General features: G+C 34.2%; 20 protein-coding genes, 1 tRNA gene and 2 pseudogenes. 13 read left to right on the top strand and 10 right to left on the bottom strand.

The window, feature by feature from the left end:
* The first annotated feature begins 74 nt into the window (after positions 1 to 74).
* Entirely contained in the window at positions 75 to 1,862 is a 1,788-nt protein-coding gene (gene glmS, locus BKH42_RS04505) for a glutamine--fructose-6-phosphate transaminase (isomerizing) (RefSeq protein ID WP_095295337.1), read from the top strand.
* Positions 1,863 to 1,864: 2 nt separating this feature from the next.
* Here glmS and BKH42_RS04500 read toward each other — a convergent pair whose 3' ends face one another.
* A complete protein-coding gene (locus BKH42_RS04500; RefSeq protein WP_095295335.1) occupies positions 1,865 to 2,575 on the bottom strand; it encodes an outer membrane beta-barrel protein in 711 nt (236 codons plus the stop codon).
* A gap of 593 nt (positions 2,576 to 3,168) precedes the next feature.
* Here BKH42_RS04500 and BKH42_RS04495 point away from each other — a divergent pair.
* The 5 genes and pseudogenes from BKH42_RS04495 to BKH42_RS04475 all read left to right on the top strand — a co-directional run.
* Positions 3,169 to 3,945, top strand: a pseudogene (locus tag BKH42_RS04495) (MlaE family lipid ABC transporter permease subunit); the annotation flags it as partial.
* Positions 3,942 to 4,712, top strand: coding sequence for an ATP-binding cassette domain-containing protein (locus tag BKH42_RS04490; RefSeq protein WP_095295333.1), 771 nt, complete (start codon positions 3,942 to 3,944; stop codon positions 4,710 to 4,712). The pseudogene BKH42_RS04495 and the gene BKH42_RS04490, both read left to right, overlap by 4 nt.
* Positions 4,697 to 5,485, top strand: coding sequence for an MlaD family protein (locus BKH42_RS04485; protein ID WP_095295331.1), 789 nt, complete (start codon positions 4,697 to 4,699; stop codon positions 5,483 to 5,485). Before BKH42_RS04490 ends, BKH42_RS04485 begins: the two co-directional genes overlap by 16 nt.
* Positions 5,482 to 6,048, top strand: coding sequence for a hypothetical protein (locus BKH42_RS04480; protein ID WP_095295329.1), 567 nt, complete (start codon positions 5,482 to 5,484; stop codon positions 6,046 to 6,048). The genes BKH42_RS04485 and BKH42_RS04480 overlap by 4 nt, the downstream gene beginning before the upstream one ends.
* 4 nt (positions 6,049 to 6,052) lie before the next feature.
* Entirely contained in the window at positions 6,053 to 6,484 is a 432-nt protein-coding gene (locus BKH42_RS04475; protein ID WP_095295327.1) for a hypothetical protein, read from the top strand.
* Here the strand turns inward: BKH42_RS04475 and recG are convergent.
* The gene (gene recG, locus BKH42_RS04470) at positions 6,474 to 8,360 is read right to left on the bottom strand and encodes an ATP-dependent DNA helicase RecG (RefSeq protein ID WP_095295325.1); all 1,887 of its coding nucleotides are present in this window, start codon (positions 8,358 to 8,360) and stop codon (positions 6,474 to 6,476) included. The two genes, BKH42_RS04475 and recG, sit on opposite strands and share 11 nt — an antisense overlap.
* Before the next feature lie 54 nt (positions 8,361 to 8,414).
* Between recG and queF the strand changes: the two genes are divergently transcribed.
* Positions 8,415 to 8,903, top strand: coding sequence for a preQ(1) synthase (gene queF, locus BKH42_RS04465; protein WP_095295323.1), 489 nt, complete (start codon positions 8,415 to 8,417; stop codon positions 8,901 to 8,903).
* A 101-nt stretch (positions 8,904 to 9,004) separates the two neighbouring features.
* On the opposite strand, the gene ybeY is transcribed toward queF, so the two are convergent.
* Positions 9,005 to 9,439, bottom strand: a complete 435-nt coding sequence (ybeY, locus tag BKH42_RS04460; protein ID WP_095295321.1) for an rRNA maturation RNase YbeY — start codon at positions 9,437 to 9,439, stop codon at positions 9,005 to 9,007.
* 113 nt (positions 9,440 to 9,552) lie between these two features.
* Between ybeY and speA the strand changes: the two genes are divergently transcribed.
* Positions 9,553 to 11,406 carry an arginine decarboxylase gene (gene speA, locus BKH42_RS04455; protein ID WP_095295319.1) on the top strand — a complete coding sequence of 618 codons (1,854 nt, stop codon included), beginning with the start codon at positions 9,553 to 9,555 and terminating at the stop codon, positions 11,404 to 11,406.
* A gap of 15 nt (positions 11,407 to 11,421) precedes the next feature.
* On the opposite strand, the gene BKH42_RS04450 is transcribed toward speA, so the two are convergent.
* On the bottom strand, positions 11,422 to 12,783 hold the full coding sequence (locus tag BKH42_RS04450; RefSeq protein ID WP_095295317.1) for an outer membrane family protein: 1,362 nt from the start codon (positions 12,781 to 12,783) through the stop codon (positions 11,422 to 11,424).
* A 200-nt stretch (positions 12,784 to 12,983) separates the two neighbouring features.
* Here BKH42_RS04450 and BKH42_RS04445 point away from each other — a divergent pair, with 200 nt between their 5' ends.
* The gene (locus BKH42_RS04445; RefSeq protein ID WP_095295315.1) at positions 12,984 to 14,078 is read left to right on the top strand and encodes an alpha/beta hydrolase; all 1,095 of its coding nucleotides are present in this window, start codon (positions 12,984 to 12,986) and stop codon (positions 14,076 to 14,078) included.
* A 74-nt stretch (positions 14,079 to 14,152) separates the two neighbouring features.
* On the opposite strand, the gene BKH42_RS04440 is transcribed toward BKH42_RS04445, so the two are convergent.
* From BKH42_RS04440 to BKH42_RS04430, 3 genes and pseudogenes are all read right to left on the bottom strand, one after another.
* Positions 14,153 to 15,553, bottom strand: a complete 1,401-nt coding sequence (locus BKH42_RS04440) for an outer membrane family protein (RefSeq protein ID WP_095295313.1) — start codon at positions 15,551 to 15,553, stop codon at positions 14,153 to 14,155.
* Between the two features lie 439 nt (positions 15,554 to 15,992).
* Positions 15,993 to 20,868 (bottom strand): annotated as a pseudogene (locus tag BKH42_RS04435) (type ISP restriction/modification enzyme).
* Between the two features lie 738 nt (positions 20,869 to 21,606).
* Positions 21,607 to 21,697: transfer RNA gene (locus BKH42_RS04430), tRNA-Ser, on the bottom strand.
* Between the two features lie 149 nt (positions 21,698 to 21,846).
* Here BKH42_RS04430 and fabD point away from each other — a divergent pair.
* From fabD to BKH42_RS04410, 4 genes are read left to right on the top strand one after another with little or no spacing between them, the layout of a single operon-like run.
* On the top strand, positions 21,847 to 22,773 hold the full coding sequence (fabD, locus tag BKH42_RS04425; RefSeq protein WP_095295311.1) for an ACP S-malonyltransferase: 927 nt from the start codon (positions 21,847 to 21,849) through the stop codon (positions 22,771 to 22,773).
* 11 nt (positions 22,774 to 22,784) lie between these two features.
* On the top strand, positions 22,785 to 23,477 hold the full coding sequence (locus BKH42_RS04420) for a 5'-methylthioadenosine/adenosylhomocysteine nucleosidase (RefSeq protein WP_095295309.1): 693 nt from the start codon (positions 22,785 to 22,787) through the stop codon (positions 23,475 to 23,477).
* A gap of 10 nt (positions 23,478 to 23,487) precedes the next feature.
* A complete protein-coding gene (locus BKH42_RS04415; protein WP_257874268.1) occupies positions 23,488 to 23,931 on the top strand; it encodes a prepilin-type N-terminal cleavage/methylation domain-containing protein in 444 nt (147 codons plus the stop codon).
* A 52-nt stretch (positions 23,932 to 23,983) separates the two neighbouring features.
* Positions 23,984 to 24,340: a hypothetical protein gene (locus BKH42_RS04410; RefSeq protein WP_219349829.1), complete on the top strand. Its 357-nt coding sequence runs from the start codon at positions 23,984 to 23,986 to the stop codon at positions 24,338 to 24,340.
* A gap of 85 nt (positions 24,341 to 24,425) precedes the next feature.
* Here BKH42_RS04410 and BKH42_RS04405 read toward each other — a convergent pair whose 3' ends face one another.
* The 3 genes from BKH42_RS04405 to BKH42_RS04395 form a co-directional block, all read right to left on the bottom strand.
* Complete coding sequence (locus BKH42_RS04405) at positions 24,426 to 24,995, bottom strand: YceI family protein (protein WP_095295305.1); 570 nt, start codon at positions 24,993 to 24,995, stop codon at positions 24,426 to 24,428.
* A gap of 128 nt (positions 24,996 to 25,123) precedes the next feature.
* Positions 25,124 to 25,966, bottom strand: coding sequence for an ankyrin repeat domain-containing protein (locus tag BKH42_RS04400; protein ID WP_095295303.1), 843 nt, complete (start codon positions 25,964 to 25,966; stop codon positions 25,124 to 25,126).
* Positions 25,967 to 25,969: 3 nt separating this feature from the next.
* Positions 25,970 to 26,458, bottom strand: a complete 489-nt coding sequence (locus BKH42_RS04395; RefSeq protein WP_095295301.1) for an HIT domain-containing protein — start codon at positions 26,456 to 26,458, stop codon at positions 25,970 to 25,972.
* Position 26,459 lies beyond the last annotated feature (1 nt).

Here is a 26,459-nt window from a genome sequence, read left to right as displayed (position 1 = left end):
GAATAAATCTTTTTTTAAGAACAATAAATGAGTTTATTGTAAAATGCTAAAAATTGAAATTTTGGAGGTTTTGAATGTGTGGTATTGTGGGCTATATCGGCAGTAGCGAAAAAAAAGAAATACTCATCAATGGTCTCAAAGAGCTTGAATATAGAGGTTATGATAGTGCTGGTATAGCCGTTTTATGTTCTGATGAGCTTAAAACATTTAGAGCAGTGGGAAAGATCTGCAATCTTGAAAATAAATGTTCAGATTTTCTCTCCAAAGGATTTGGTGTGGGGATAGGACATACACGTTGGGCAACACACGGAAAACCCACAGAAACTAATGCTCACCCCCAAATTGCTGAATTTAGTAATATTGTTCATAATGGAATCATAGAAAATTATCAAGAAATCAAAAAAGATCTTGAGCAAAAAGGACATTCTTTTTTAAGTCAAACAGATACGGAGGTTGTCGTACGTTTATTTGAAGAATCTTTAAAACATACAGAAGATGGACTTGAAGCTTTTAAACAAACTATTCAATCTCTCAAGGGAGCTTATGCGATTTTACTTATCAGCGTGAAATATCCTGGCAGGATTTTTTATGCCAAAAATGGATCACCATTGGTTATTGGTAAAGGAGATGATGGAGTATATTTTGGAAGCTCAGATGCTTGTGTGATGGGATATGTTAATAAGGTTGTTTATCTTGAAGATGGAGATATGGGATATATGGATGTTGATTCTTTTGAGTCTTTAAAAAATATCAGATCTTTAGAGAAAAATAAAGCATTTGCACAAAAAGATGGTTTCAGGTATTTTATGGAAAAAGAAATCTATGAACAACATAAGGTTTTACTTGAAACGATGATGGGAAGGGTAAATGAAGAAGGGGTTGTATTAGAATCTATTCCTGAGGATTTTCTTGAGGGCATCAATGAGCTTACTATTTGTGCCTGCGGAACTAGTTATCACGCAGCTATGAGCGGAAAATATCTTTTAGAGAGAATTGCAAAAATCAGAACCAATGTATTGATGGCGAGTGAATTTAGATACGCAAATCCAGTGATGAAAAAATCCGAACTTTTTATTGTTATTTCTCAAAGTGGAGAAACTGCAGATACTCTAGAAGCACTTAAACTCGCTAAGGAAAATCGTCTAAAAACTTTAGCAATTTGCAATGTTGATAACAGTTCGATTGTGCGTGAAAGTGATGCAGTGATTTTAACTCGTGCAGGGATTGAAAAAGGTGTGGCTTCTACAAAAGCATTTGCCACGCAAATGATGGTTTTATGGATATTTGGGGTGTATATAGCAACTCAAAAAAACTTGCTTGATAAGGAAGGTTTCCAAAAGCAGTTCAAATCCATGGTACGAGCTATAAAGGCCACAGAGGTTGATCCTAAACTTCATGAAAGATTAAAACGTCTTTCAAAGAGATATTTGCACGGACATGGCTTTTTCTTCATTGGTAGAGATGTATTTTATCCTTTGGCTCTAGAAGGTGCATTAAAACTCAAAGAAATTAGCTATTTGCACGCAGAAGGCTATCCAAGTGGAGAAATGAAACACGGGCCCATAGCATTGGCTGATTCTTTGTTATTCACTATTGCCTTGGTGCCTCAACATTTGTTGAGTGAAAAAATCAAAAGCAATGTGGAGGAGCTTAGTGCAAGGGATTCTACGATTTGTGTTATCAGTTCACAAGAAGTACAAGCTGCTGATGATATGGTTTATATTAACCCTGCACAAGATTATATGGAAGAGTTTTTTTCTATGATGGTGGCATTGCAACTTTTGGCACTAGAGGTTGCCATTAAGCTAGGAAATGATGTGGATATGCCTAGAAATTTAGCAAAAAGCGTGACGGTAGAATAAATTTAGAATTTATAATTATACATTACATATGGCATCAGACTTGTTTGGAAATCTCCGTTGTTAAGTAGGCTTTTTGAAGTTGGAAGAACTTTTATCCCCAATTCTATTCGATGTTTCACAAAAATATCAAGCGTTACTCCAGCTTCAATAATAAGGCCTGCAACATAAATGGAATTTTTGATAAGTTTAAAATTTTGGTTATCTGCATAAATCAGTGCACCGCCACCAAGTCCAGCAAATGCTCCTAAAAAATGCTTGTAGCTTTGATTGAGAGGAAATTCAGCTATCACATCAATCCCTAGAGAAATCATAGCAAAAAACGAGTTGCTATGATCGGGTTCTAATTTGTAATTGGCAAATCCACTTGCCAAATCCAAACCAAAGAATCCTCGAATCCCTATATTTTTGTTAAAAAATGTTTGAGAGCCTGTTTTTAAAGACAACATTGCAGGGAGACCTTGCTGAATTTCTTGATCATATTTTTTTTTGATTTCAAAAACTCCTATTCCCACACCAATGTATTTTCCACTTTTTTTACGAATAAGTGTTTGTTTTTCTCTGATTTGAGTGACTCCATAGCCTTCGTTTTTATATTTTGTTGTTTGATTGGTTATCTGCATTGCTTTATCACTGGATAAATCTGGAGTTTCTTGGGCACATGCAAGAATATGAAAGAAAGCTAATACCACAGCAATTTTTTTAATTCTATTCATTTCTTGACCCTTAAATGAATGGTTGCTTATGCAACTTTTTTTGTTATAATCTTAGCAAAAATATCGAAGGAAGGACAATGTCAAAAACCTCTTTGAGAATGTTAAAAGATTCTCAAAAATTGATTGTTTGTCTTGATAGGGACTGGGATTTTCAAATTCACTCCCAAGATATACATGCGAGTATGCAAAATATCAAAACATCCTTTTCATCGCCATTGAGAATTATGGAAGATTCTCAAAGACTAATTATTTGTCTTGATGGAAATTGTAACTTTCAAACTCACTCTAAATATCTCAATGCCTTAAGATCTAATATCAAAAATACTTCAAAAGAGTTGATAATTGATTTTGAGCATACAGAAAATTTTGATTTTATGTTCGCAGTTTCATTGTTCAGGATTCTAAGATTTTATAATCTAGACACAACTTTCATCAATGCTTCTGAGAAGATTTGCAAAATTTTAGAGACCATATCTGCAGTTTTGCCAAAAATCCTTCAAAATAATCGCTTAGATACACACGCATCAAGCAAAAATCCTTCCCAAAATACCATAAAAAAGACATCAAAAATATTTTTAACTCCTATGGAGTCTTTGGGGAAGAGTATTTGTGGTGCTTTTACCAAGACATTAGATTTTTTTAATTTCACAGGAATAACGCTTTATTTTTTTTGCCAGTCTATATTGCATCCATCAAGAATACGCATCGCGCCACTTTTTTATCATATCAATCAATCAGGTTTTAAAGCATTGCCTGTAAGTATTTTAACAGCACTCATTGTGGGGTCTGCTATTACATTACAAGGAGCTATACAACTTCAGAGTATGGGAGTACCAATGATGAGCGTTGAAACCACAGCCAAGCTTTCGCTCCGAGAGATGGGTCCTTTTATACTTGCACTAGTGATTGCTGGGCGAAGTGCCTCTAGTTTTACAGCACAAATTGGAGTAATGAAGATTACCGAAGAGCTTGATGCGATGAAGACAATGAATTTTAATGTATTTGAGTTTTTGGTGTTACCTAGAGTTTTAGCATTAGTTATCGCAATGCCTTTAATGGTCTTTTTGGCTGATGGCTTTGCATTATTTGGAGGAATGTTGGCTATTAAATATCAATTGGGTGTTGGTTTTGGACAATATATTGATAGATTCTATGACACGGTAGGTTGGAATCATTTTTGGGTTGGAATTATCAAGGCACCATTTTTTGGTTGGGCAATAGCGATGGTAGGTTGTTTTAGGGGATTTGAGGTGAAGGGGGACACAGAAGAGGTTGGCAGATTAACCACCGTGAGTGTTGTGAATGCGTTGTTTTGGATCATCTTTATCAATGCAATCTTTTCAGTTATCTTCACAAAGTTGGCCATATGAAACCAATCATAGACATTAAAAATCTCTACACTGCTTATGGAAAACATATAATTCATAATAACATTAGTTTTGCAGTCCAAAGAGGAGAGATCTTCGCCATATTAGGAGGGAGTGGTAGTGGTAAAAGCACGTTGCTTCGCACTATGATATTATTGAATTATCCTAAGTCTGGAAAGATTGAGATTTTTGGTGAAGACATTTGGAGTCTCAAGGAAGACAAAAGAAGAATATTTTTGAATCGTTGTGGCATACTTTTTCAGTTTGGAGCTCTTTATAGTTCATTAACCGTTTTGGAAAATGTAGGCATTATGCTTGAAGAATATAGCGTTTATTCAAAAAAAGAAATTCAAGAGGTTTCTAAGATATGGCTAGAAATGGTAGGATTAAACAAAAGGGTGTATGATTTATATCCTTATGAACTCAGTGGGGGGATGAAAAAACGAGTGGGACTTGCTAGAGCAATGGCGATTGGTCCTGAAATCTTATTTTTAGATGAGCCAACAAGTGGTCTAGATCCAATGAGTGCTGGGAAGTTTGATGAACTCATTTTGAAACTAAAAGAAATGCTTAATTTGACGATTGTGATGATCACGCACGATTTAGATTCTATTGCTGATACTGTGGATAGATTTATACTATTAAAAGATGGTCATATTGATTTTGATGGAAATCTTAGAGAATTTAGTTTTAAAGCCAGGACAGAAGGTCTGACAGAAGACAACTTATTTAACTCAACACGAGGAGATAAATTTTGGAAAGAAATATAAATTATACGGTCATTGGAAGCGTATTTTTTGCCGTAGTTGTGTGTATGGTTATTTTTATATTTTGGATCGGTCGTATTGGGGTAAATGATAATAAATATCAAGCCTATGAGGTCTATACAGATAATGAAATTTCTGGCATCACTATAAATACACCTGTAAAGTATAAAGGAATCACGATAGGAAGTGTGAGTAGTGTTTCTTTTGATAAAGATAGACTAGGAACAGTAAAAATAGGACTTAATCTTTTATCTAATATTCCCATTCATAAAAATTCCTTCGTAACTCCAAATTCTGAGGGATTAGCAGGTCTTGGATATTTGGCTTTGGAGCAGAGTGATGATGCCTCATTTGTAGGTAAGGATGATCCGCATATTTTGAATTTCAAACAAAATTTTATGGGGAAAATAGCCTCTCAAGCTGATGAGGTGACTAAGGAATTGCTTGGCGTACTTAAAAATATCAAAGATCTCACCGACACTGAAAATATCAAAAGTGTTTCTAACATCATCAAATCCTTGGATTCACTATCTGAAACTCTTGTGCAAACAAAAGATGAAATCAATAGACTCTCAAAAAATTCTAATTTACTTTTATCAAATATCAATCATAAGCTTGAAAGCGGTGAATATGATGTGAAACAGATGTTAAATCCTGTTGTCATAGAGCTTGAAAGAAGCCTAAAAAGCATGAATCAATTTTTCCAAAAAGGTTCAGGAGTGATAGATAATTTTGATTCTAACCCCTACAATACACTATTTGGAGTCCAAAAATGAAAAAATCAACCACCTCTTTTCTTGTTGTACTTCCCTTGTTGTTTGCAGGGTGCATCAGTTTAAAGATAAAATCAGAATTACCAATCATCCAATCTTATGATTTTAATCCTACAGTTCTTCCTAATTCTTGTAGGGCATATAAAAATATTGCACTCATTGATATTGATAGTCTAGGTATTTATGATAGTAAAAAAATTATCATCCATGGTGATGATGGGAAAATATCGAATCTACAAGGCAAGGAATGGATTGATTTTCCTAAAAATATTTTCAAAGACTTATTTATTCAAGAAGCTTTTAAGCATTGTGTTTCAATTGATTTGCCTCCATTTGGGACACAACTTCCAGGAAATATTTTAAAACTCACCTTGCTTTCATTAGAGATTCGTGATGAACCCAAGCCTGTAGCTCAGATAGCTTTGAGTTATAATGTTCTCAAATCTGGAAAAAAGATGAATGGATTTTTGATACAAACACAAGAAGTCAAAGCTGATGAGGTGAAGGCACTCCAAGAGGTAACAAAAAAAATTATTGATAAATTAATTGGAATATTTGGAGAGTAATAAAATGCTGAATTCAAAAATATTGTTAGCGCTGCTATTAGCATGGATATTTTTATTAGGATGCTCAGATAAACAAAGTAGCGATGAAGGTCAAAGCGAACTCAAAGAATCTGCTAAAGCAAATTTTTTAAATGTTAAGTATATGATGAGCCTCACTGATACTTCTTGGGAAAAAATGCAATTAAATCAATTAGAAAACAATAAATATGTTTTAACATTTTCTCTTATCACGCCTTATGAGAGTAGGGATTGTATTTTTGAAGGAGAAGGAAAGCAAAAGGGGGATGAATTTTATTTTTTTAGTAAGAGTAATAATGTGAAAATTTTATTTAAACATGCTGATGATGGTATTGAAGTGAGCATAGATGAAGAGAAGATTGAAAATATTTGTGGGAAAGATCATCACATAAAAGGTATTTTTGCTATCAGTCAATAAATTTAGATCCTGCTACACGGCTTGTGCGATGGATGTGGTCTTTTACTTCAGATAAAATTTGCTCATCAGTGCTCATATTAAAAAATTTAAATTCTGCTCCACTTTGCCTCTCTCCCATCAAAAGATCCCCACTATTTCGGTATTTTAAGTCGAGTTCTGCGATGTCAAAACCGCTCAGATGTTTTGAAAAATCTTTGAGTCTTTGAGAATCCTTGGTGTTGGTGTATAAAAAACAGTATCCCTTTAAGCCGTTTCTGCTAACTCTTCCACGCAATTGGTGAAGTGTGGCAAGTCCTAACCTCTCTGGTGCTACAATCACAATACTAGAGAGTTTTGGAAGCGAGATGCCTACTTCTATTAGGGTGGTTGCTAGTAAGATATTGCCATTATCTCTAAAATCTTGTAAAATTTGTTCTTTGTCCTTATCTTGCCCAGAGGTTACATACACGTTTTTGAAATGTTTTTTCCAAAATATCATACCTTCCTTGAGTGAGAGATAATCAAAACTTTCACTCTCTTGTACTAGCGGATAAACAATTGCGATTTGCCTATTTTCATTGATTTCTGAGTGAATATGAGAGATTAGTGAAGGAAAATCATTTTTATCAATAATTTTTGTGGTGATGTCTTTTTTGAATGGGATATCTTTGATATAACTCACATCTATGAGGCTTGAGTTTAACATAGCCATTGTTCTAGGGATTGGGGTTGCAGAGAATTGTAATACGTGAGGCTTTTTAGTATGCTCAGAAGTTTTTTCTTCAGTACTCTTTTCTAGTTGATGGCGTTGTTTGGTTCCAAATCGGTGTTGTTCATCACTCATCACAAGGGCTAGATCCTCTGTTTGGAAATCCCTGTAAAGTAGAGCTTGGGTTCCAATGATAAAATGCACTTGCTCTCCAAAAATATCCTTGTGTATTTCAACATCCTTTGTGTCTGTGGTAATCAGTTTTGTTTTGATCTCTGCAGGGAGATATTTTTGGGCTTCTTCATAGAGCTGTCTAGCTAGAATAGTTGTAGGTGCCATCAATACAGATTTTTGAGGATAAGCCATCATGACAGCACTTAAAATAACTATTGTTTTTCCACAACCCACATCTCCCATAATCAAACGCTTGGCAGCAATAGGTTGTGCTAAATCTTTTGCGATGGTTTCTATGGTTTGGTTTTGTGCGGGAGTGAGAGAGAAGGGAAGGGATTTTATAAAAGTTTGATACTCTCCCTTACAAATATATTTGGCATTAAAATATCTTCGTTTTTTTGATAAATCCTTAAGATAACTATAGATTTCTACCCATTTAAGTGCGTTCATATATGGGGTTGGGAGGGAGATGGTTTTTTGATATTCTTTGAAGAATTCTTTTGTAGGGTGAAAAAGTATCTCGATTTTTTTAGCAATATTGCTAGGAATTCCTTCATTTATTAGATTTTTCTGGATAATAAGTTTTTGGGCAAGTTCAGAAATAACAGAGCTTTTTAAAGCAGTGCTTTTAAAAATAGGTACAATCTTCCCCACTTCGTCAGTGATTTTTGGTTGAACGATTGTATATTTATTGAATCTATATTCGATTTTTCCTAAGACATAGAGACTTTTTCCTGTAGAAAAAATATTTTTATGGAAGCTTTTTGCATTAAAAATCACCATCTCTAGAAATTTTTCAAATTTTGGCATAAAGGCTTGGATTTTTAGTATGTTTTTACCCCTGATAAAATCTAAAGAGTGAATCTCAACACTCACAGCCCCTATAGAGTTATTTTCCAAAGAATCCAACAAACATGTGTTGAGATAACTCTTGGGAACGTATATGGCAAAAGAAAGTAGATCCTTGCAACCTATTTTTTGGAGTTTTTGATGCTCAAGTGGTGTTATTTTCATAGAGATATTTTATTATAAAATTTGTATAATTCAGAAATTTTGTGGGAGCTAAAAATGGATAAAAAACATTTGGATAATATAACGCTTTTAGGAAATCAAAATACAAAATATGATTTTGATTATAATCCAAATATTTTGGAAGTTTTTGATAATAAACATTCTGAAAATGATTATTTTGTGAAGTTTAATTGTCCTGAATTTACAAGTCTTTGCCCCATCACTTCTCAACCAGATTTTGCTAGTATTTATATCAGCTATATTCCAGCAAAAAAGATGGTGGAGTCAAAATCTTTGAAGTTGTATCTTTTTAGTTTCCGCAATCACGGAGCTTTTCACGAAGACTGTATGAATATTATTCTTAAAGATCTTATCAAAGCTATGAGTCCAAAATACATAGAGGTGTGGGGGAAATTCACTCCCAGAGGAGGCATCAGCATTGATCCTTATGTGAATTATGGAATAATAGGCACAAAATATCAAGACATAGCAGAGTATCGATTAAAAAATCACGATCTCTATCCTGAGAAAATTGATAATCGTTGAATTTCCCATACCATAAAAACAATTCAGGCAAGTCATTGTGTGTGCCTTTATCTTTTAATGCACTTTGATAAAAACTTACGAAAACTTCAGAGATTTTGAGCTTATTTGCATTCATTCCTATCAATAAGACTTTTGGGTAAGTTAAATAAGCCCATCAACTCTTTTTCTTTTAGCCTATGTTCGCCATTGTCTTTTTCATGATCATAACCCAAAAGGTGAAGACTTCCGTGTATAAATAATAGAGCTATTTCCGACTCTAAAGGATGCTCCAATTCCTCACTTATTTTTTTCGCCATTTCTATATTGATAACCACGCTTCCTAATGGTAAATTTCCGCCAATGATACCCATATCATCAAACGGGAAACTCAACACATCTGTTGCATTATCTTTAGAGCGATACGTTAAGTTTAATTCTTTTATTCCTTCATTATCAGTGAGAATAAGTTCAATATCTCTTTGGCTTAAAAATAGCGATATTTTTTCCAAGATAGAGTGATTAAAATTGATATTTGTTTCATTGTTTAGATCTAACATTTTAAGCCTTAGAAATAAAATTTTCTAATTATATATCAGCTTACTAAGAGGAGCTATAAAATTCAATATAAATGCTATAATTTACCCAATATATCTAGCTTAGAGGAAAAAATATGGTTGATTATGGGATCAAATTTTGGTCAAATGATGATTTTATTATTGATGATGGAGTGGTGAAGGTAAATCATAAAAATAAACCCGCCCTTATTGAGATCGTGAATGATGTTAGAGAAAAAGGCTACAAAGGTCCTCTTTTGATCCGTTTTCCACATTTGATTCAAAAACAAATCGAAAAAATATTCACTACTTTTGAAAGCTCTATTCAGGAATATAAATACAAGGGAAATTTCAAAGCCGTCTTTCCTCTCAAAGTGAATCAGATGCCTAATTTTGTACTTCCTCTAGTGACTTGCAGTCAAGATAAATGCTATGGATTAGAAGCTGGCAGTAAGTCTGAATTGATTGTAGCAATGGCATATACAAATAAAGGTTCTCCTATCACTGTGAATGGTTTCAAAGATAAAGAAATGATAAATTTAGGCTTTGTGGCTGCCAATATGGGGCATGACATCACTCTTACGATTGAGGGTTTAAATGAACTTGAAACCATCATTGAAGTTGCAAAAGAAATGGGTGAACCTTATCCAAAAATAGGTCTAAGGATTCGTCTTCATAGTACTGGCACGGGTATTTGGGCAAAAAGTGGCGGAATTAACTCCAAGTTTGGACTTACAAGTACTGAGCTTTTGGAAGCTATTAAACTTTTAGAAGATTCTAATCTTTTGCATAAATTCACAATGATTCATTTTCATATTGGGAGTCAGATCAGTGATATTTCTCCTCTAAAAAAAGCTATTAGAGAAGCGGGGAATATTTATGCAGAGCTCAGGAAAATGGGAGCAACTAGTTTAACTTGTGTGAATATTGGCGGAGGATTGGCAGTAGAATATACCCAGCATGAAGGAAGCAATAATCGAAATTATACTCTAAGTGAATTTAGCGGAGATGTTGTGTTTTCGCTTAAAGAGATTGTGAAAAATAAAAAAGAACCCGAACCTGATATCTATATTGAATCGGGACGTTATATTTCTGCTAATCACGCTGTGTTAATAACTCCTGTTTTAGAGTTATTTTCTCAAGAATATGACGAAAAGGCTCTCAAACTTAAAGAGAAGAATCCTCCTCTTATCGCTGAAATGCTAGATTTATATCAGAGTATGAGCGAAAAAAATGCGATTGAATATTTGCACGATAGTTTTGATCATATGGAATCTTTACTGACTTTATTTGATTTAGGCTATATTGATTTGCAAGATAGGAGCAATACTGAAGTTCTTGTCCATCTTATTATTAAAAAAGTTATTAAACTCCTTAAGTATAAGAATCATAATGACATTATTCGTATTCAAGAACAAGTCCAAGAACGCTATCTTTTAAATTGTTCATTTTTTCAGAGTTTACCTGATTATTGGGGCTTAGGTCAGAGTTTCCCTGTGATGCCTTTAGATAGGCTCAATCGCAGACCAACAAGAAGTGCAAGTTTATGGGATATTACTTGTGATAGTGATGGAGAAATCGCGTTTGATTCTTCCAAGCCATTGTTTTTGCACGATGTAGATGTGACCAAAGAAGAATATTTTTTAGGATTTTTCCTCGTAGGAGCTTATCAAGAGGTTTTAGGAATGCGACATAATCTATTCACTCATCCAACTGAATTGAGTGTGATTTTTGATGATGATTTGAATAAGGGTTATGAAATAGAAAATCTTTTAGAAGCACAGACGATATTAGATGTATTAGATGATTTGGATTATGATACAAAAGAGATTGAACGCATTTTAAAACAACGCATTGAAGAAAATCAAGATATTGATGAAGAAACAAAGAAAGAAGTGATGGGTCAGCTCTACATAATGCTGAGCGAGAATGGTTATCTCAAAACAATCGCTAGTAGTGAGAAAAATTAACGCTCAATAAAAAAGCTATAAACGCACGATCAGGTTGAACATAAAATAACTCCTGTCCCCGAAGTTTTTTGGTGTGTCTGTTTTTGTGATTGGACCTCTTGCTTGAATGGGAACATCTTTGGTGGGTATCCAGAATCTAGAGTTATACCCTGCAAATGTCTCATCTAAATAATATGCTAAGATTCCCTTTAGTGTTATATTAGGCGTCCAATTATATGATGCCAAGATACCAGCTGTATTTTCAGTACTACGGTAAGACCACGTTCCTCTGTAAAACAACCCAAGAACTGTGTTTTTTAATACGGTAGTTGTGGTATTTAACAGAAAACTTTGAGAATCTTTAGCTAAAAAATCACTCAGCCATACGTTTGCATAATAGCTATTGTCATAGATTCCCACCATTCCTGGATTTCCATAAGTTCCAAGCATTGCATTGAAATTTCCAAAATTTTTAAAATAACTCAATTGGACTTGATAATTTTTTAAAAAACTAAAACTCTGAAGAATATAAATATTTCCAGCATCTTCACCGACATCCACATAAGGGAAAAGAAGTTTTGTATCACTAAAGTGGGCTTTGTGGTGAAATTTCTCATAAGAAGCCGTGATGTAGGTCTGCCATAAGAAGGTGTCTTTATCTCCTACATTTATTTTTAGTGAAAAACCTGGTATGGTGTAATAATCAGGAACCGAATAAATATAGGGTCGTACTTTGATTTTTTTATCTTGAGTGTGGTACTCCAAGCTTATTTGATAAAGACCATTTGGTATGCTTTTATTTTGAAAATCCCATACCCAAGCACCAAATGCGGTTGTTAGATCTGAAATCCCAAGCAATTTGACTAAAAAATTATCCCCGCTATAGATATACTGTGCACCTTGTGCGGTGGATTTTATCCAGTCATCATCTTCTACAATAAATCTCCCTATGCGAAGGAAATTATTAGGATCATCATATCCTATAAAAGCACGATAAAATAAAAAACGATGAAATTCGATGGCTTCAGGATTGTTCTTTTTTATATCATCAGGCAAAGGATAAGCGCCATTATATGTGTAGGCTACGCCACCAAAATATCCCAAAGATACTTTTAATTTTTTTTCGTCATTGATATTGTAATCGTAATCACCATAAAACTTCAAACTCGTATAAGCAAAGCTATCTTGAGGATATATCCCATTATTGGCATTCTCAAGACCTTTGATTTTGTCATTTGATCCAATGGTAGCAGGATGAGTGAACGCAGTCCTACTGAGTAAATTTGCCTCTGCTCCCAAAAAAAATTGATTTTTCCCATAATCCCCAATATTTTGCTCTGCATTTAAAAAGAGGGCGCATCCAAATATAAAAATCAGACTGAATTTTTTATGTAACATTTTTGCTCCAATTATGATTTAGTATTCAATTAAATCATATAAAAAATAAAGAGATAAATAAAAATTTTTTATTTATTAGAATATTTTTTTGTTTTAACATTACCAAAAGAAACAATATAGATAAAATACTTGATTAATGGTGAGTATATTTCATAAGGTTGGATATAAATAATCATTGAATATTTTTTTAAGGAGTTTTTATGAAGCGATTTTTTAGGATAGGTTTTAAGATTGTGCCTTTGTTTTTAAGTATGCTATTTTTAGCTCAGATTTCAAATGCAAAAGATGCTCCAAGTGTTGATAAATCTTTGGGTGAGAATCCAGATGCATTTTTGATATTACATGCCCCTTTTAATGATGAGAAAGTTTCAAAATTAGCCATTGATGAGAAAATGTATATAAAAATCAATGGAATTGAGCAATACATAATGATAAAAGGTGAAGATTTGCGCAATCCAGTACTTTTGTATTTGCATGGGGGGCCAGGTCTTTCTGGAATCACAAAAGAGCCCTTAATGAGGAATTTAGAAAAATTATACAATGTGGTTTATTGGGATCAAAGAGGAGCAGGGAAGACCTATGAAAGAAATCACCAATCCAAACAAATCTTAGATGCAAAAAATAAGCCCACCATAGATAATATGATTGAAGATACAAGGCAGGTTGTGGCATATCTCAAAAAGAAATTTCATCAAGATAAAATTGCTATTTTAGGACATAGTTGGGGGAGTGTGTTAGGGAGTGAATTTGTTTTGAAATATCCTAAAGATGTTCTTTATTATATTGGAGTAGGGCAGGTGAGTAATGCGATGGAAGATGAAAGGATTGTGTATGAACATCTCTATGATGTGGTGAAAAGAAGTGGCAACAAAGAAGATCTAAAAGCTTTGGATAAAATTTCTAAATATCCTTATCTCAAAGACGAAAATGAGATTTTTAAAGATCTCGTAATGATAAGAACTCTCCAAGCTAAGTATAAGATCATCAATATGATCATCAAGCCAACAACAAAGTCACAAGAAACCTATAACAGAAATGGTCCAATCTATAGCAATATTTATAAATATATGATGGGTTTTGATTTGTATAAAACACCCAATTATAAAATCCCTGTTTATTATATTTTGGGAATGGATGATTGGCAAGTCCCAACCGTGAATGCGATCAAGTATTTTTATAAAATCAATGCTCCGAAAAAAGAATTGTTTTTAATTCCAAACGCTGGGCATAGCACGATGACAGATCAGCCAAGAGCTTTTTATAATGCCCTTAAGGTATTAAGAGAGAGAAAATAACTTAACTAGATAAATCCATCATAAGCAAGGCCAAAATGGGAGTCACACACACCCTTTTTGGCAAAATATCAAGTTTATTTATTTGTTAAAAAATTATATTTCACATACACGGCTACATAACTTCTATCGGCAATATTCTCAGGGTTATCTGGAATAGGTCTAGATGATCCGACTTTATAGCCTTCTTTTGTTTCATCTCTAAAAAACTCGATAAATCCACCTATCAAAATACCCTCTTTTTTAAAGTTATATGAACCCCCTATTCTTAGTGCCTGTTCGTTGCTTCTTCTTGCATAAGTGAGTCTTCCTAGGACTGACCATTCAAAATTTTTGATACGTCCCCCGCCATAGATGTATGGAGTGAAGGCATCAGCTCCGATTGCATCAGATATTGACTGCCCGATGTCATAAACAGAAGCATCCCAAATATCTACAAGAAATACCGTATTTCCTCTATTTCCTAAGTATCCGTTTGCACTCCCAAAGTTTTTATGAAATCCAAATCCAACATTATAAATGTCGATATTGAAAGTTTGATTAAAGTCTATTGAAACTGCAAATTTATCAGGTAAATCTCCATAACGATAGCGTCCCACACCTCCAGGATAAAATCTAGCATTTTCGGCCTGAAAGGGGGTGAAGATTAAAAATTGTGTCTTTGATCCCCAGCGATTTTCTTCAAAGAAATCAGGACTGCTCTGGTAAGAAACTTTTAAAGAGGGAGTGTAATAAAGTGTGGGATAAAAATAAAAGTTTGGACGAATCACCAAACCATTTTTTCTGTAGTCCGCACCCAAAAAATACATACCTAAATTTGTCAATACCCCTTTTTTGGTTGTGATTGAATAAGGGGCATACCAATCATATATCCAACCTGCCCAAGAAGCATTTGCACGTCCAAAACTTGCTTCAAAAAAAATTCTAAAGTCCTGGTATTTAAATACCAAATCCACTCCTTGCGTGTAAGAAGAAAAAAGATCAGCATAAGATGCTGTGGGGACTGCATATCTACCTCCCCAAAATTCAAAGTATTCAGAGTTGTAATGTATATAGGTACTTGGAAAAACTACATTATGGACATATCTTCCAGCATCAAGAAATCCATAAGGTGCATCAAAAAGATATCCCGCCCAAAAACCAGCATAGTTATAACCAAGACCATCAGGGACGTATAATTTTCCATCAATTGTCCTATCAGACTTAGTGGAGTCATAAACCACCCCACCAAATATTCCTGCAAAGCCAAAATCAACAGAGGAGGAATTTCCTTTATAAAGCTGCGTATTCACTCCTAAAAACAAAGCCAAAGTGCTATAACTTTCTGTTGGATAGATTCCTTTGATAGGATCGACATATTCGGGGTTGTTGATATTAAAAGCCCTTTTATTCCAAGAGCCTATCCATCCATCAAATTGATAATCAATAGAGGCACTAAAAGAAACAATTGTTATTAATAAAATGAAAATTCTACACATATTTATACTCCATATATTGATTTATGCCTCTATTCTAAGATAGATTCAAATAAAACAAAGAACTTTAGAACATTTTTATGTATCAATATGATACAAAAAGTAATTTTATAAAATAAATAGTTACGTATCGTATCATAATTATAGATTCATAGATTTTTCGTGCTCACATCAAAAAGGCATTAATAAAATATCAATCAATAATAATTCACTTCTTCAATGTGATTTATTATAAGACTGTACGGATTTATTTTTAGCGTGTGATTGTAGCAGATTAAGCGAGATTGTGATGTTCTAGGATATTTTTTATCTCAAATAGAGATTTTCTGAGTCTTCTAAAACTCTCTTTAAAGAATTTATTTTTTACTCATTTATAAAGACAATATAACGGGATTTAATTTTTAGTTTTTAAGATTAAGATTCACTAAAAATTTAAATCCCGTTATATTTTCTCCAATCCTTCAAATTCATACGCGCTGATTTTTTTCATCAAATCCACGCTTTTAAGTGACATCACAATGATGCGGCATATGAGTTCAAACACATATTTCCCTCCAGCATAGTGGTTGGGGTTATTTTCGATCCCACTATCCTTGTCTATTTTTATAGCATAGCGATCAATGATCCAATCTACTGCTGTCTTACCATTGATTTTGTATTCATATACCTTAGGAGGGATGTTTTTGATGGTTATATTGCCATTATAGGCGATCTCTTTACCATCTTTGGATTTTTTCATTTTTATCACATCATAAAAGCCTTCAGATTCTTTGTTTGCTAATAGCCCATCTTTATACTGCACATCTTGCCACATCTCACTCTTTTCATAATCCAAATGTAGACAGGCTAATTCTCTGCCAAGCTCACTTAAAATCTTAAAGTCTTTACTGATGCCTACTCTTGGGGCTTCTTTGGCTAGTTCGCTTTTATATTTTTCTAGATATTTTTGATGATGAAAGATAGCATAGATATAATAAAAGATCTCATCTTTGCTGATGCTTGGATCTTTTAGGCTGCTTTGAAATCGTGATAATGCCCAATCAGTGATAGCGGATCTTTTTTCAAGCGACCCCCCCCCCTAGATCATTATTTATAGCTGTATTTTCTATGAGACTTGGTGCTTCATATGAATAGAGTGGATAAGCTTGAGCATCTCCTATGAAGTGAAGATCACAAATACTATCAGAAACTAGGGCTGAAAAACTCCCATTAGTGGTATTTATCAGTTCATTTTCATCCTTAGCGTCAGGGAATAGTTCGATAAATTTAGATCGTCTTTCATTCCAAGTTTTATTCCAATAGAGATTTTTTTTGTTAAAGGGACGATAAGAAGAGATCCTGATATTTTTTTCATCAAAATCTTCAATCGCTGTATTTTTTATAAAATCTTTTTTTAGTACCGTAGTCCAAGAGATTTTTGTTTTATCAGTGGTAATGTCTTGATCACTTAGTTTTTTGTATAACTCTGCTTTTTTGATATTGCTGTGTTCGGTTAGAAATTCTTGATGATTAAAGCGAGCTAGATTTTCTCTATATGTGTCGATGCATTTTGAGATTGCATTTTTGAGTGCTTGTTTTGAGAAGTTATAAACCCAAGCATCTCTATTGGTGCTTACACCAGAAGAATTGACAGCAAAGATACTTTCAAGATTTCTAGCGTTTTTCTTCAGGGCAATGAGTTTTTCAAAGTCTTCGCCCCTTTGATTGATCCAATCTCCCTTTTGATTGGGGTTGATGTTTTTAAAGGGTATATTTTTGATGCTTTGAAATGCTTTTAGTTTGGCAAATTTGTCTTCTTTGCTGAGAGAATCACCTATATCGTAGTAGTGGATTTTATGCTCTTTTGCACTAGTGTCTTTGATAAAAAAGATGATCGCCACGCCCGTTTGAATATCAAAGATATTGCCCCCCTCGCCTTGTTTTTTATTTTGCATTTGAGATCTGATATCTCCTCTTAGGTTGAGAACATATATATCGCTGAATTCTTTAGCGATGGTTTTCCTAAAGCCATCTGCTGAGTTGGCATCTATGAAGCTCCCATTGATTATAAAAGAGATAATGCCTTGATCTTCTAGCTTATCACTTGCCATTCTGATGGCGTGAATGAGAGTATCACGAGTATTTTTGGCTAACATAGCATTTGATTGTTTTCCATAGGTTTCCCTCACTCTTTTTTCCAAGAGTGGATGAGAGATATTGGCGTTATTGTCATTTTCTGAACTCGCACCACCTGAATAAGGGGGGTTACCTATGATGACTCTGATCTTTTGATTGGCGATGATGTCTTTGATGGCTTTGTTTTTTTCTAATCCTGAGTTAGTGAATAGGTCATGTCTTTTGCTTGTATTTTCTAGATAATCCAGGCTATCTGTGAGAGCGATATTTTTAAAGCTAGGAAGTGAGGCATCTCTAACTCTAGCACTTTGGGTGATATTGATAAATGCGATATAATAAGATAAAAGCACAATATCTTGAGCAAAAAGTGCGTTTTGAAATTTATCTTTGAGAGTGATGTCATTTATGAGATTATTCTCTTTACTGAGTAGTCTTGTGATAAAACTCCCTGTACCAGTAAAAGGGTCAAATACCTTTACATTACTATCATTAAAATCTGTATTGAAATGCATTTTTAAAAGATCATCAGTAGATTTTAGAATAAAATCCACTACTTCAATAGGTGTATAGACAATCCCTAATTTTTCACTTTGCTTTTTGAAGGCTGTTTTTAGAAAAGTATCATAGAGATTTTTGATGAGTTCTTGTTTGCTTTTTTGAGATTTCGCTATTTCTGCATTTTCTTTGACATTTTTATAGAGTGCATTCAAATAGATAGTTTCTTCGCCTTGTAATCCTAACTCTTGAATCTTCTCTAGTACCTCATCAAGAGCCTTGCCGATAGGATTGTCGTTCATATCTTTTCCAAAGATAGCATCAAAGATAGGCTTAGTGATGATATGAGAGCAGATCATATCAATGGCTTCATTTTCGGTGATGAAGTTATGGATATTTTCTCTTAAAGAAGAGAGAAAATTTTCAAGTATGCTAGGTTTTTTAGTAAAAATATCTCTTAATCTTATATTTAGAGTTTCTACAGTCTTTGCGGTTTTAGCAGAAAAGCTCTCCCAATAGCCTTTATCTCCTAGTTTAGTTGGTATCACGTTATAGACTGTATCAGCAATGTTTTTCAGAGTTATGCTATCAAAGAGGGTTTGTATTTGTTTTTGGTCTTTTTCTTGTTCTTTATCTCGTGAGTCATTTTTAAGAGCACTATCATCACTGAGGACAATTTTTACTTTTTCTTTATAGACTGCTTCATCTACTAGACTTGTGTCGTGGCTCCTCAGGGATTTAAGAATCTTCCAAATGTTTTTAAAACCACTATCATTCATAGCATTGTCAAGGTTACTGATCTCGCTATCAGATAAGGCAATAGGAAGAATGATATAACCCATCTTTTTATCAGGCGCTTTTCTCATCACTCGTCCTACTGCTTGGATAATATCCACCATCGCACTTCGTCCATCAAAAAAAACAATGCTATCTAATGCAGGCACATCAATACCTTCACTCAAACATCTTGCATTGCTTAAGATATTGCAAGTATTATCCTTGGGATTATTGAGTATCGTGAGTTTATCAAGACGGGTTTTGCTATTCATTGTCCCATCAATATGGTCAATACTGACTTCTAGATTTTTAAAACTCTCTTTTTTGAGTTCTTCATCATAACATTCAATGATAGTTTTAAAAGAATGGGTGATATTTTTACTCGTGGCAATGTTGCTACAAAAGCTGATCGCTCTTCTTGAAGGGGCATTATCAAATTCATCTTTAAATTCCATATCTTCTTTATTTTCAGCATCTAAAGTGATGAGATCTTGTTTTGCTAAGCCCTTGTGAGTGCCGATGATTTTGCAAATAAATTCACTGTCAATCTTCTGATTGTGGAGTTTTGTGCCTTCGGCTTTGAGTTTGGAGATAGCATTATTTGCGACACTAGAGAGATTTTCAGATCTTAGGGCTAAGATGATGACTTTATAATCTGAAAGAAGATCTTTTTTTATAGCTTGTTCAAAATTTAAAGTATAAATTTCTTCTCCAAAGATGCTTTTATCATCCATTGAAAAAATAGAATTATCACTCTCTTTGGCTTTAGTTTTAGCATTATCTTTATAAACTTTCGGAGTAGCGGTCATATAAAGACGTTTTTTGGCTTTGATATGTTCATCACTATGGCAAAGTGTAAAGGAATTCAAAGCCTCATCTCCCATATCTCCTAGCATCGCTTCTCTTTCATCTTTTGTTAGAGAATACATTGCCCCTACACTTCGATGAGCTTCATCGCAAACCATCAGATCAATCTCACCTAAACCCTCAGTTTGAGCGGATTTTATTTTCAAAGCACTCTGATAGGTTGAGAAGATAATAAAGCGTTTCTTTTCTTGTTTGCTTTTTGTATAGGCTTTGATTATATCCTCTGTGTTTGTAGATGGAGCTATAGGTAGCTCAATAAAATTCGTATCATCTTCGCTTTGTCCAGATTTGCTATCACTACAGACAATACAAGCAACAAATGGATCACTCTTTTGAGCACAATATTCTCTAAAAGTTTGCCCCACTAAAGCAATGCTTGGGGCAAGAAAAAGAACAATACCCTCTTTTGGTGTGAGACTTTCTAAGATCTGTAAAGAAGTGTAAGTCTTCCCCGTGCCACAGGCCATAATAAGCTTACCACGGGTATTGTTCGGATTACTAAAATATGATTTTGTAGCCTCTATGGCTTCTTTTTGGTGCTCCCTTGGCTTTTTCTTAAGATGTGTGGGGATTTCATCTTGGGGTTTAGTGGGATCGAGTTTTTCCCAATCAATGTTAGAATTCATAAAATCTTCTTCTGATATCAAATCAATAGGCTTAGTTTTTCTAATTTGTTCGATCTTTTCCATAGCGGTTGCACCAAGACTAGATGTATAGACAATGATACCTCTTGAAAATTTGATATCCCCTATGCCACCTAAAAACTCTGCAAAATAGGTAGATAAATCCTCAAATGAAACAGGCTTATCTTTATAAAACTTACATTGCACAGCTATGAACTCTCCGCTATGAGTCTCAATAACCAAATCAATCCCACAATCAGCTCTATTGCCCCTATGTTTCCAATCACTCCAAAGACTGATATCTTTATAATCCCCAGCTATGTCATTTTCTATAAGTAAATGTTTGGAGAGTTTTTCAAACATACTTCCTTTGGCACGATTGGACAAATCCATTGTTTGGATTTTTTTGGTGATGAATGTATAAGCTGAGATTTGGGACATTTGAGATCCTCGAGTGATAAATTGATCAAGTACCTTAAAATATTATTTTTAAAACCCTGCTTAATCTTATAACATATAAACTTATCTAAAACCAAAACTTGTGCTGACATCTTTTTATGATAGTGATTATTTGAGTTTAAATTCTTATGTTTTATTTTTATGCGAAACTATTTGGTTTAGAATGTATTTTGGAAATTTTATAATTATGTCTATTATGTATGGCATAAAAAATCACTCTTTTAAAAAGTTATTTTTTGTTTGGTGTATTTAATTGAGTTGCCCTATCTACGATAATCTACATAAGATTTTTCAACTTTTGCATACTCCTCTTTTTTTAAATCTATTTTGGATTTGATTATGTTTAAAGGCTAATTACGCCCTTTATTTTTATCAATAGTCTTTCAATATAGAATCAATAAGATTGCAACATAACAAGATCTGAGAGTTGTCTAAAGCTAGCACAATGCAATCAACCCTCTGTATAAGATTTAGGATAAGAAGATTTAAGAACTGCCTAAAACTCTAAGGGGGATTTACGATTGCAGTGCAATTTTAGCATAAGAAGATTTAAGAACTGTCTTAAACTCTACATGAAGGACAAGAAATGACGATGATTTTAACCCATAAAGTCATTAAGTTAGGAATGATTTTTTTTGGAATTACCTAAAATCTAAAAGTAACTAAAATTCGTTTATATAATGTTTTGTGAGGTTTTTTGAAAGAAGTTTAATTATATAATGGCGGACAGGGAGGGATTCGAACCCTCGGTAATCTTGCGACTACGCATCCTTAGCAGGGATGTGGTTTAAGCCAACTCACCCACCGGTCCAACGAAAGCCAAAATGCACTTGACAACTTAGCATCTTGTAAATATATCAAGAGCGTCATTTTAACTGAACGGATTAAAAAAATCAAGTAAAATATGTTAAAATCCTCTCCTCAAATTAAATATTCTAAATATTCAAACAAAGGTCATTTATGAAGTATGCTTTTATTTTCCCTGGTCAAGGAAGCCAAAATATCGGTATGGGTAAAGAATTCTACGATAATTTTAGTGTGGCCAAAGATCTGTTTGAAAGAGCTTCTCAAAGTATCAAAGTTGATATGAAAAAATTATTATTTCAAGAAAATGAACAGATCAATCAAACCGCATTCACGCAACCTGCAATATTTTTGGTGAGTTATATTGCCCATACCATATTACAGGAGGAATGCTCTTTATTGCCAGAAATTGCACTTGGTCATTCACTAGGAGAGATCAGTGCTCTAAGCATTGCGGGGGCTCTTAGTTTTGAAGATGCTATGGTTTTGACCCACAAAAGAGGGGAGTTGATGCAGAAGGCTTGTGAGGGTAAAGATGCTGGAATGATGGTCGTGGTAGGGCTAGAGGATGATAAGCTTCAAAATTTTTGTTTGCAGCAACAATCTAGCCAGAAGAGCATTTGGTGTGCGAACTACAATGGCGATGGACAGATTGTATTAGCGGGTATAAAAAAAGACTTGCAAGAAGCAGAGGGAGCTATAAAAGAAATGGGGGCAAAAAGAGCATTGCTTCTCCCTATGTCGGTAGCTAGTCATTGCCCCATTTTAGGCGAGATTTGCGATGATTTTAAGGTATTGTTAGAGGAATTGTTGGGCGAGGAGTTTTCTTTAAGCGTACTTTCAAATGCAACGATGGAAGCCTATAATACAAAACAAAGAGCCATTGAGCTTTTAAGTGAACAGCTTGTAAAGCCTGTTTTATATAAACAATCTATTAGGAAATTAAGTGATGAAGTGGATATGTTTATTGAATTTGGTCACGGAGGTGTATTGAAGGGATTAAATAAAAGACTAAGTGAAAAACCTACATTAAGTGTGGCCAATCTTGAATCTCTCAATGAAGTTATCACTCAAATAAAATAGAAGGAAAACAAATGAAAATTGGTATTATTGGTGCGATGGCCGAAGAAATCACGCCATTACTTGAGATATTTGGGAAATATGAGGAATTTAATTTAGGGGGCAATCGCTTCTATTGCATTTCTTATAAAAATGCACAGATCTTTATTGCCTATAGTAAAATTGGCAAAGTTCATTCTGCACTCACTGCTTCAAGTATGATTTTACACTTTGGATGTGAAAAAATCATCTTTAGTGGCGTAGCAGGAGGATTGAGAAGTGATTTAAAGGTAGGGGATTTGATGATCGCTACTAAACTTTGTCAACACGATGTAGATATAACTGCCTTTGGTCATCCATTAGGATTTATTCCAGAGAGTCAGGTTTATATTGAGACAGATGCAGAGCTCAATGACATCGCTAGAGCTGTAGCAAAAAAGCATGACACTTCACTCCAAGAAGGAATCATTGCCTCAGGAGATCAGTTTATTGCGAGTGCTGAAAAAAAACAATGGCTAATCAAAAATTTTTCTGCCGATGCTGTTGAAATGGAAGGGGCTTCTGTGGCAGTTGTGTGCAATTTGCTAAAAGTTCCTTTCTGCATATTCCGATCAATTAGCGATAGTGCTGATGGCCAAGCAGATGTTAGCTTTGATGAATTTTTAGATAGTTCTGCCCGTGTTTCTGCGAACTTTGTTAAAAATATGGTAGATACTTTACTTAAATAGGAGATTAAACTTGAAAAATGCATTCAGTATGATTGAATTGGTATTTGTTATCGTGATTATTGGTATCATTGCTGCAATAGCTATCCCCAAACTTTCAATTACTCGTAGCGATGCACAGTATGTGGCGGTACAGAGTGATATTCAGAGTATTTTAAGCTCCATTCAGGCTAAAAGCCTCACCGAAGATATAGATTCTAGTGCTCTTAATGGTGATTTTATAATGCAAACAGCGGGACTCAATCCTACTAGGTGGATACCAACTTCAAATGGTGTGCGTCTGGCAAAAGATGGGGCTTTGGATGATAAAAATAATTGTGTCCTCATAGATTTCTCTGGCAGTAATCTTGATGTAAATATTGATAAATCTGTGAATTCACCTTTGTGTCAAAAACTTGCTAAGATCTATAATAAGCCAATTTCTATTTCATTTAGCAATGGTAGCATCAAACTCTAAGGCATTTAGCTATATAGAACTTGTATTTACTATTGTGATTTTTGGAATAATTTTGACTTTTGCACTACCCAAACTTAGCTTTGATTCAAAAATATGCGAGATTAGCTTAAGCACAAGGTTAGCCAATATCCAAAATGAACTCTCTAGTCTTTTTACTCTTTCTTTGCTTTCATATAGGCCTGTTGAGAGAAGTAAAATTGATGCTGTGTTTTTTCGTTTTCAGCAGGATAATACTTCCAAGTGTGCCATCAAATTTGATAAAAAGACTTCTAGTATTCTTCTTATTTCTGGGGGCGAGAATGTGAGATTTTCTATTATTCCAAAAGATTTTTCTAGTAATCCCAAAATATTTTGTCCTCTAATAAATCCTCTATGCAAGAGATTAAACTATAAAACAAAGATGAAATAAGAAGTAGGAATTTTTGTTTGATCTGAAGAAGAGTTAGAAAGTTTATTAGAGTGAAATTGGTAGGAAATCTACCAATTTCAAAAGGCTACTTAATGTCTGCTTGAAAACCTATTTCTACATCAGTATAGGTTTGGTGCCCATGAAGTGCAGAAATCATTTTATCTGTAGATAGAGCCACATAAGATTTATTTAGATTGAAATCTTTAGACATATCAATTTTTCCCGAAGCTTTGAATTTACCATCAGCTAGAACGTATTTCATAGGGATTTCTTTACTCACACCATTAAAGGTTATTTTTGCTGTTAATTCACCTTCTGAATCATTCCCGTTTATTTTTAAAACCTCAGCTTTAATCTTAGAATCTTTGAGATTAGCGATAAAGGTTCTATGAATGTTATTGTCTCTTGTTTTATCTTTGGTGTTTTCTTTGGCAAAATCCGCAGTTACTTTGACTTTGGAAATAATATCAGAGATACTGCCTTGAGTTTTTGCAAAAGTAAAAACAACGCCATCGATGAAACCTGGAACCTTTGTCTTATTTTTGAGCTTGTAGCCCACAAAATAGATTTTTGCACTTTTACTATCAAGTGTGAGTGCACTTAGCGAATAACCCAATACACTTATAAAAGCAAGTGCTAGTAGAATTTTCTTCATTGAATTTCTCCATTTTTTAATGATAATGCGAGTTATTATAATATAAAATTGATATATGTAAGTAAAATCTAGTAGAAAATAACTGAATTTTTTATTTAACCCTCAAAAGGAACCATCCTTTTGGGGATTTACCATACTTGAATATCTACCCGAGTAGTTTTATACATACTCTTATTGCTCCCATTAATGGTATATTCAACGGCAAAGCCATATTTAATTCTTGCTATTCCTGATCGGTTGATAGAGATACTCCTATATGCATTATTGCTAATAGGCAATGATCCGATAGTGGCTGAAGCACTAGGAGGTAGAGTTCGGTTGAATTGAGATTCTGATACAAGATCGCCATCAATATATAGAGCTGCATAAGTGATGGTTATAAAATCAGGTGTGAGATTGGCTATAGAGAATCCTACAGAGCCTTGAGAAACCATAAAGGGACTTGATGCCAGAGAAATATTTTTATCATTAAATCTCACAGCAGGTACGCTTACGCGCGACAGGATATAGCGTGCTGGGGTATCCCCACTGTTATTTTTAATATACATATCTCCTCCATATTTCATTAATAAGGCTATCATATTGCTATCTTGCCTAGACACAGCATAATGAAGAGGGGTATTTCCTCTGATGCTATCTCTAATATTCACATCAGCCCCTTCTTTTAAGAGGATTTGTGCGAACTTTAAATTGCCAAATTGAACTACCTTATGAAGTGCAGTTTCGCCGTGCGAGATGGCATTCACATCAGCCCCACGATTGATTAGAAGATACAAAATATCCATATTATTTTTTCTAGAAGCATCATATAATGGAGTGCTTCCACGTAGGCGTGAATTCACATCAGCCCCCAAATCCACTCCCTTTCTCACATCTTTATAGTTATTGCTAAAAAGAAGATAATCATATTTGTTCCCATACAGATTTGAAAGTAGAACGCACAATATCCATAGCAAATAAAATTTTTTCATTTTTCACTCCTTGAAATATTTTTGAGCTAGTTCTTTAATCTTTTCATACACGATATCAAAATCTACCCCATAGGTTCTTCCTTCTGCGATTGTGGTGAAAAAATTTGTATCCCCTATATATCGAGGAAGTATATGCAAGTGAATATGCTCAGGAATCCCTGCACCTCCTGCTTTTTTGATATTCATACCGATATTAATGCCACTAGCTCCATAATCATATAATAGAGATACTGCTTTTTGTGAGAGCTTGTGTATATGTAGCCAATCTTTTTGAGTGAGCATATCAGGACTATCTGTGTGAAAATGTGGAATGAGCATAAAATGACCAGGAGTATAAGGATAGCGGTTCATCACGCCAAAGCAGATATTATCACGATAAAATACTCGGTTTTGCTCATCAAGTTCGGGGTGAGCACTAATTTTACAAAATACACAACTATCGTCTTTTGAGCCGAAATATTCACTACGCCAAGGAGAGTAGATTCTATCCATT

Source organism: Helicobacter sp. 13S00482-2, from assembly GCF_002272795.1.
GTDB lineage: Bacteria > Campylobacterota > Campylobacteria > Campylobacterales > Helicobacteraceae > Helicobacter_J.
The sequence above is the reverse complement of the archived record's forward strand: the minus strand, read 5'-3'. Positions and strand labels throughout refer to the sequence as shown.